Origin of the sequence: Actinoplanes aureus (genome assembly GCF_015704865.1) — a bacterium.
Classification (GTDB): Bacteria; Actinomycetota; Actinomycetes; order Mycobacteriales; family Micromonosporaceae; genus Actinoplanes; species Actinoplanes aureus.
Genome location: NZ_JADQTO010000008.1, coordinates 200586 through 207306, shown reverse-complemented (window position 1 = coordinate 207306; position 6721 = coordinate 200586). Strand labels below are relative to the sequence as shown.

Genomic DNA, 6721 nt, shown 5'->3' with positions numbered 1-6721 from the left:
GCCGCTCGCGCCGTTCCCCCCCCACTAAACACTAAAACCCCCCGGGCCGCCCCCCCCCCGGGGGGGGGGCGGACCCTTCATAAGGAGTGAACGCTGTGAGTGAGACCGTGGTCGTGGTGGTTCCGGACGCCGACATCCTGGCGTCCACGGTGGCGGCACGACTCGCTATCAAGATCATCGACGCGCAGGCGGTGCACGGCTCGGCGAGCGTGGTCCTGACCGGCGGCCGGGTCGCGGCGAAGGTGTTGCGCGCGGTACGCGATCTGCCGGGCTCCGCCGCGATCGACTGGTCCCGGGTGGATCTGTGGTGGGGCGACGAACGGTTCCTGCCCGGCGGCGACCCGGACCGCAACGAGACCCAGGCCCGCGAGGCGCTGCTGGACAAGCTGCCGCTCGACCCGGCCCGGGTGCATGCCATGCCGGCTTCGGACGGCCCGGACGGCGACGACGCCGGGGCGGCCGCCGCCCGGTACGCGGACGAGCTCGGCACCCCGCTCCCCCGCTTCGACGTGCTGATGCTCGGTGTGGGCGAGGACGGGCACGTGGCCTCGCTGTTCCCCGAACACCCGGTGCTCCAGGAGACCGGCGCGACGGCCGCGGTCCACAACAGCCCGAAGCCGCCGCCCACCCGGGTCACGCTGACCCTGTCGACGATCCAGAGCGCCGACGAGGTGTGGCTGATCGCCGCCGGCCCGGACAAGGCCGCGCCGGTCGGGGTGGCACTGGAGGGCGGTGGCCCGAAACACCTGCCCGCCGCCAGCGCCACCGGCGTACGCAAGACCCTCTGGCTGCTCGACCAGGCCGCGGCCGCCGAGGTACCCACGCAGCGCTGATTCTCGGTGTGGGGCTTCGGGCGCACTCCGCGCCCGAAGCCCGCGCAACCACGTGCACGGGCCCGGCGGTCGCGGTGGGGCGTCTCCCCGCGGGCGGTCGCGGGGTAGTCCGGGGACTGTGCGGAACGCGTACCTCAAATGGTTCTTTAGAATTTTGCCGTGCACCCCACGACTCGCGCCTACCGGCCCAGCGACCTCGACGCCATCTACGACATCTGCGTGCGCACCGGCGCCGCAGGCGGCGATGCGCGCGGCAACCACAGTTCGGACCGCCTGCTCGGCGACATCTGGGCGGTGCCGTATGTGACGCGCGAGCCGGAACACGCGCACGTGCTCGACGACGGCGCCGGTAACGCGGTCGGCTACATCCTCGGGACCGCGGACACCGCCGCGTTCGTGAAGTGGTATCGCGCCGAGTGGCTGCCGGCGACCGAGGGCCGCTATCCGGACGGCGATCCGCGGGACGAGGTGATGCTGGGCCTGCACCGCGATCCGGAGCGGATGCTGCTGCCCGAGCTGGCCGACTATCCGGCGCACCTGCACATCGACCTGCTGCCGGAGTGGCAGGGCAAGGGCCTCGGGCGGGGCCTGATGGCCGCGTTCCTGGACGGGCTGCGGGCGGCCGGCGTGCCGCGCGTGCATCTGGGGATGGCGCCGGAGAACCACGGTGCGCACGCCTTCTACCGACGGCTCGGCTTCCGGGACCTCGTGGTCCCGGACGCCGGCGCGCTCTACCTCGGGCGGGACACCAGCCCGCTCTGATTCACTCGCCGCGGCGCTTGCGGACTCTCGCCAGCGCCTCGGCCAGGATCGCCGCGGCGTCCTCCTCGGAGCGCCGCTCCTTCACATATGCGAGATGCGACTTGTACGGCTCGGTGCGCAACCGCCCCGGCGGATTGGACCGGTCGAGGCCGGCCGGCTGCCCGCACCGGGGGCAGTCCCAGGTGTCCGGCGCCGCGGCCTCGGCCGCGAACCAGATCTGGCTGTCGTGCCCGGCCGCGCAGAAATAGGTGATCTGCCGGCGTGGGGCGGGTTCGCTGCGCTCGTCGGGGCGCATCGGGCTGGACCCGACACGGCTGCCGCGGATAGCGCTGCCACTGGACACGGACGTTACTCCTGTCTCGAGGAGCCTCATTGCCGTTCGGACTGTCGGCGACTGGGGGCTTAAACCGGACGGCAAGGACAAAAAACCGCGCGGCCGGAAAAACCGGCCGCGCGGCAGATTGTACGACTACGGCGGACGCTCAGGAACCCACCTCAAGTTTGAGCCAGAAGCCAAGCCCGACAATGCACGCGAACCAAATGATCCCCACCAGAACGGTGTAGCGGTCCAGGTTCTTCTCCGCCACCGAGGAACCGGCCAGGCTGGAGGTGACGCCGCCGCCGAACATGCTGGACATGCCGCCGCCCTTGCCCCGGTGCAGCAGGATCAACAGCGTCAGCAGGATGCTGGTGATGATCAGCAACACGATCAACGTGTATGCGAACTCGATCGGCATGGTCGGGTTCATTCCTCTCAGGGGACAAGCAGCCGTCCCACAATAGCCGGTACCCGGCCGCACGGGGCGACCGGGCACACGGGTGGTTCTCCACTTCGGTTTTCCGCCGCGGGTCGGCTCAGCGGGCGACGTGCTCCGGGAAGCGCACGATGGAGGCGAACTCCTCGGCGTCCAGGCTCGCGCCGCCGACCAGGGCACCGTCCACGTCCGGCTGGGCCATGATCGAGGCGATGTTCGCCGCCTTGACCGAGCCGCCGTACTGGATGCGGACCGCCTCGGCCACCTCGGCGCCGAACTTCTCGGTCAGCCGGGCCCGGATCGCGCCACAGACCTCCTGAGCGTCGTCCGGTGTCGCCGTCTTGCCGGTGCCGATCGCCCAGACCGGCTCGTACGCGATGACGATCTGCTTGATCTGGTCTTCCTTGAGCCCGTCCAGGCCCGCGTCGACCTGGGCGACCACGTGCGAGACCTGGTTGCCGGCCTCCCGGATGTCCAGGCCCTCGCCGCAGCAGAAGATCGGGGTCAGGCCGGCCGTGAAGGCCGCCTTGATCTTCGCGTTGACCAGTTCGTCGCTCTCGTCGTGGTACTCGCGGCGCTCGGAGTGCCCGATCACCACGTAGGTGCAGCCCAGCTTCGCCAGCATCGAGCCGGCGATCTCTCCGGTGTACGCCCCGCCGGCGTGCTGGGAGATGTCCTGGGCGCCGTAGGCGATGGCCAGCTTGTCGCCGTCGACCGCGGTCTGCACGGTGCGCAGGTCGGTGAACGGCGGCAGCACGACCGTCTCCACGGCCTCGAGCTGCCCCGGGTTCAGGCTCGCGGCCAGTTTCTGGACCAGCAGATTCGCCTCGAAGTGGTTGAGGTTCATCTTCCAGTTGCCGGCAATGATCGGCTTACGGGTCGTCATCACTTCTCCAGTGCGGCGACGCCCGGCAGCGTCTTGCCTTCGAGGTACTCCAGGGACGCGCCCCCGCCGGTGGAGATGTGCCCGAACGCGGACTCGTCCAGGCCGAGGGTGCGGACGGCCGCGGCCGAGTCACCGCCGCCGACGACCGAGAAGCCGTCGATCTTGGTGATGGCCTCGGCGACGCCGCGAGTGCCCGCGGCGAACGGCGCCAGTTCGAAGACGCCCATCGGGCCGTTCCAGAACACCGTCTTCGCTCCCGAGATCGCCTCGCTGAAGAGCGCGGTCGACTTCGGGCCGATGTCCAGGCCGAGCCGATCAGCCGGAATTTCGGAAATATCGTAAATGGCGTGGTCGGCGTCGGCGGAGAATTCCGTCGCCGCGACCACGTCGACCGGCAGGACGATCCGACCGGAAGCCTGCTCCAGAAGCGCCTTGCACGTGTCGATCATCTCGGCCTCGAGCAGGGACTTACCGACCTCGTGGCCCTGGGCCTTGAGGAAGGTGAAGCACATGCCGCCACCGACCAGCAGCTTGTCCACCTTGGGCAGCAGCGCCTGGATGACGGCGAGCTTGTCGGAGACCTTCGAGCCGCCGAGGACGACGACGTACGGCTGCTCCGGGCTCTCCGACACCTTCTTGAGGACCTCGACCTCCTTGAGGACGAGACCACCGGCGTAGTGCGGCAGGCGGGCCGGCACGTCGTACACCGAGGCGTGCTTGCGGTGCACCGCGCCGAACGCGTCGTCCACGTAGAAGTCGGCGAACGCGGCCAGCTGGCCGGCGAACGCGCCGCGAACCGCGTCGTCCTTCGAGGTCTCACCCTCGTTGAACCGCAGGTTCTCCAGCAGCAGGACCTGACCGTCCTGCAGCTCGGCGACCGCCTGGGTGGCCTCCGGGCCGACGGTGTCGTCAGCGAAGACCACCGACGACCCGAGCAGCTCGGCCAGCCGCGTCGCGACCGGGCGCAGGGTGAATTTCGGGTCCGGCGCGCCCTTCGGGCGGCCCAGGTGGGACGCCACGATCACGCGAGCGCCCGCATCACGCAGCGCGATCAGCGTCGGCAGGACCGCGCGGGCGCGGCCGTCGTCACTGATGACGCCCGGGTTTGCCTTGTCGAACGGGACGTTCAGGTCGGCGCGCACGAAGACGCGCCGACCCGAGACACCCTCGCCGAGCAGGTCGTCGAGAGTCTTCAAGATAGATCAGGCCCCGACCAGCTTGACCAGGTCGACGAGGCGGTTCGAGTAGCCCCACTCGTTGTCGTACCAGCCGACGACCTTGACCTGGTTGCCGATCACCTTGGTGAGGCCGGCGTCGAAGACGCAGGAGGCCGGGTCGGTGACGATGTCGGCCGACACGATCTCGTCCTCGGTGTAGACCAGGATGCCCTTGAGCGGACCCTCGGCAGCGGCCTTGATCGCGGCGTTGACCTCTTCGACCGACGTCTCGCGAGCGGCGGTGAAGGTGAGGTCGGTGGCCGAGCCGGTGGGGATCGGCACCCGCAGCGCGAAGCCGTCCAGCTTGCCCTTCAGCTCCGGCAGCACCAGGCTGACGGCCTTCGCGGCACCGGTCGAGGTCGGCACGATGTTCAGGGCGGCGGCGCGGGCGCGACGCAGGTCCTTGTGCGGGCCGTCCTGCAGGTTCTGGTCCTGGGTGTACGCGTGGATCGTGGTCATCAGACCCTTTTCGATCCCGATCGTGTCGTTCAGGACCTTCGCCATCGGGGCGAGGCAGTTGGTGGTGCAGGACGCGTTCGAGATGATCGTGTGCTGCGCGGCGTCGTACAGGTTGTCGTTGACGCCCATCACGATCGTGATGTCCTCGTTCTTGGCCGGCGCCGAGATGATGACCTTCTTGGCGCCCTTGTCGATGTGCGCCTTGGCCTTGCTGGCGTCGGTGAAGAAGCCGGTCGACTCGATCACGACGTCCGCGCCCAGGTCACCCCAGGGCAGGTTGTTCGGGTCGCGCTCAGCGAACGCCTTGAACGTCTGGCCACCGACGGTGATCTCGTCGGCGGTCGCCTTCACCTCGTGGCCGAGACGGCCCAGGATGCTGTCGTACTTCAGCAGGTGAGCCAGCGTGGCGTTGTCGGTCAGGTCGTTCACGCCGACGATCTGGATGTCGGCCCCGGAAGCGAGAACCGCCCGGAAGAAGTTACGACCGATACGGCCGAAGCCGTTGATGCCAACCCGGATGGTCACAGGTGGTCTCCTCGTTTCGGTCCGCCGGATTCTGCGACCGGCGGAGGGGTCTGCATGCCGGCCGTGTGGGAGGCAGGCACAAGGGCGCCCGGCCGCCGCGCCCGAGGGAGCGAGAGCGCCGCAGCAGTGGCTGGCAGCGTCACAGCGGGATTCGGCCGAACTGCCGGCACCGTCGCCGTCACTGATGACCCTATCCGAGGCCGCGTACCCACGGAGCAGCGGGGCCGCGACCTGAACGTTATCTAAATCCGGCCGGTCAGCAGGCCATCATCTCCGGTGTGACGGCCGCCTCAGTGTCCGGGATGCCGAGGTCGCGGGCGCGCTTGTCGGCGAGCGCCAGCAGCCGCCGGATCCGCCCGGCGATCGCGTCCTTGGTGAGCGGCGGGTCGGCCAGCGCGCCCAGCTCCTCCAGCGACGCCTGCCGGTGCTCCAGCCGCAGCCGGCCGGCCGAGGTCAGGTGGTTCGGCGCGTCGTCGGCGAGGATTTCCAGCGCACGGGTGACGCGGGCCGCGGCGGCCACCGCGGCACGGGCGGAACGGCGCAGGTTGGCGTCGTCGAAGTTGGCCAGCCGGTTGGCGGTGGCGCGGACCTCACGGCGTACCCGTCGCTCCTCCCAGGCCAGCACGCTGGAGTGCGCGCCGATCCGGGTGAGCAGCGCGGCGATCGCGTCCCCGTCCTTGATCACGACGCGGTCGACGCCGCGGACCTCGCGCTCCTTGGCGGTGATCCCGATCCGGCGGGCGGCGCCGCGCAGGGCCAGAGCGGCCTCCGGACCCGGGCAGGTGATCTCCAGGGCGCTGGAGCGGCCCGGCTCGGTGAGCGAGCCGTGCGCCATGAACGCGCCCCGCCAGGCGGCCACCGAGCAGCAGACGTTGCCGTTGACCACGTGCTGCGGCAGGCCACGCACCGGACGGCCGCGCACGTCCAGCAGGCCGGTCTGCCGGGCCAGCACCTCGCCGTCCTTGACGATGCGCACGATGTAGTGGCTGCCCTTGCGCAGCCCACCGGAGGCGAGAACGTGCACCTCGCTGGGGTAGCCGTAGACGTCGGCGATCTCGCGCCGCAGCCGCCGGGCGACCGCGCCGGTGTCCAGTTCCGCCTCCACGACCACCCGGCCGGAGACTATGTGCAGGCCGCCGGCGAAACGCAGCAGGGCCGCCATTTCGGCCCGTCGGCAGCAGGGCTTGGGTACGTCGACCCGGCTCAGCTCATCCTTGACCGCTGCCGTCATCGCCATTACGTCACCTCATGCGCCGGATCTTGAACAGTGTGTGCCGTACTACG

Annotated in this window: 8 protein-coding genes; 2 read left to right on the top strand and 6 right to left on the bottom strand. The window is 70.0% G+C overall.

Features of this window, described 5'->3' with window-relative positions; genetic code table 11:
• The first annotated feature begins 95 nt into the window (after window positions 1-95).
• Both pgl and I4J89_RS19200 read left to right on the top strand, forming a co-directional pair.
• Window positions 96-833 carry a 6-phosphogluconolactonase gene (pgl, locus tag I4J89_RS19205; protein ID WP_196415360.1) on the top strand — a complete coding sequence of 246 codons (738 nt, stop codon included), beginning with the start codon at window positions 96-98 and terminating at the stop codon, window positions 831-833.
• Between the two features lie 159 nt (window positions 834-992).
• Window positions 993-1595 (top strand): GNAT family N-acetyltransferase, encoded by a 603-nt coding sequence (locus I4J89_RS19200; protein WP_196415359.1) that lies wholly within the window; start codon window positions 993-995, stop codon window positions 1593-1595.
• A 1-nt stretch (window position 1596) separates the two neighbouring features.
• Here I4J89_RS19200 and I4J89_RS19195 read toward each other — a convergent pair whose 3' ends face one another.
• The 6 genes from I4J89_RS19195 to whiA form a co-directional block, all read right to left on the bottom strand.
• The gene (locus I4J89_RS19195) at window positions 1597-1938 is read right to left on the bottom strand and encodes an RNA polymerase-binding protein RbpA (RefSeq protein ID WP_196415358.1); all 342 of its coding nucleotides are present in this window, start codon (window positions 1936-1938) and stop codon (window positions 1597-1599) included.
• Between the two features lie 139 nt (window positions 1939-2077).
• Entirely contained in the window at window positions 2078-2332 is a 255-nt protein-coding gene (gene secG, locus I4J89_RS19190; RefSeq protein ID WP_196415484.1) for a preprotein translocase subunit SecG, read from the bottom strand.
• A gap of 118 nt (window positions 2333-2450) precedes the next feature.
• Window positions 2451-3236 (bottom strand): triose-phosphate isomerase, encoded by a 786-nt coding sequence (tpiA, locus tag I4J89_RS19185; RefSeq protein ID WP_196415357.1) that lies wholly within the window; start codon window positions 3234-3236, stop codon window positions 2451-2453.
• Window positions 3236-4432 (bottom strand): phosphoglycerate kinase, encoded by a 1197-nt coding sequence (locus I4J89_RS19180; RefSeq protein ID WP_196415356.1) that lies wholly within the window; start codon window positions 4430-4432, stop codon window positions 3236-3238. The genes tpiA and I4J89_RS19180 overlap by 1 nt, the downstream gene beginning before the upstream one ends.
• A gap of 6 nt (window positions 4433-4438) precedes the next feature.
• Entirely contained in the window at window positions 4439-5437 is a 999-nt protein-coding gene (gene gap / locus I4J89_RS19175; RefSeq protein WP_196415355.1) for a type I glyceraldehyde-3-phosphate dehydrogenase, read from the bottom strand.
• Between the two features lie 256 nt (window positions 5438-5693).
• On the bottom strand, window positions 5694-6674 hold the full coding sequence (whiA, locus tag I4J89_RS19170; protein ID WP_014441726.1) for a DNA-binding protein WhiA: 981 nt from the start codon (window positions 6672-6674) through the stop codon (window positions 5694-5696).
• Window positions 6675-6721: the final 47 nt, after the last annotated feature.

Excerpts from the sequence above, each read along its gene's own strand:
- tpiA (WP_196415357.1), bottom strand. The coding sequence starts at position 3,236 with ATGACGACCCGTAAGCCGATCATTGCCGGCAACTGGAAGATGAACCTC.
- secG (WP_196415484.1), bottom strand. The coding sequence starts at position 2,332 with ATGCCGATCGAGTTCGCATACACGTTGATCGTGTTGCTGATCATCACC.
- whiA (WP_014441726.1), bottom strand. The coding sequence starts at position 6,674 with ATGGCGATGACGGCAGCGGTCAAGGATGAGCTGAGCCGGGTCGACGTA.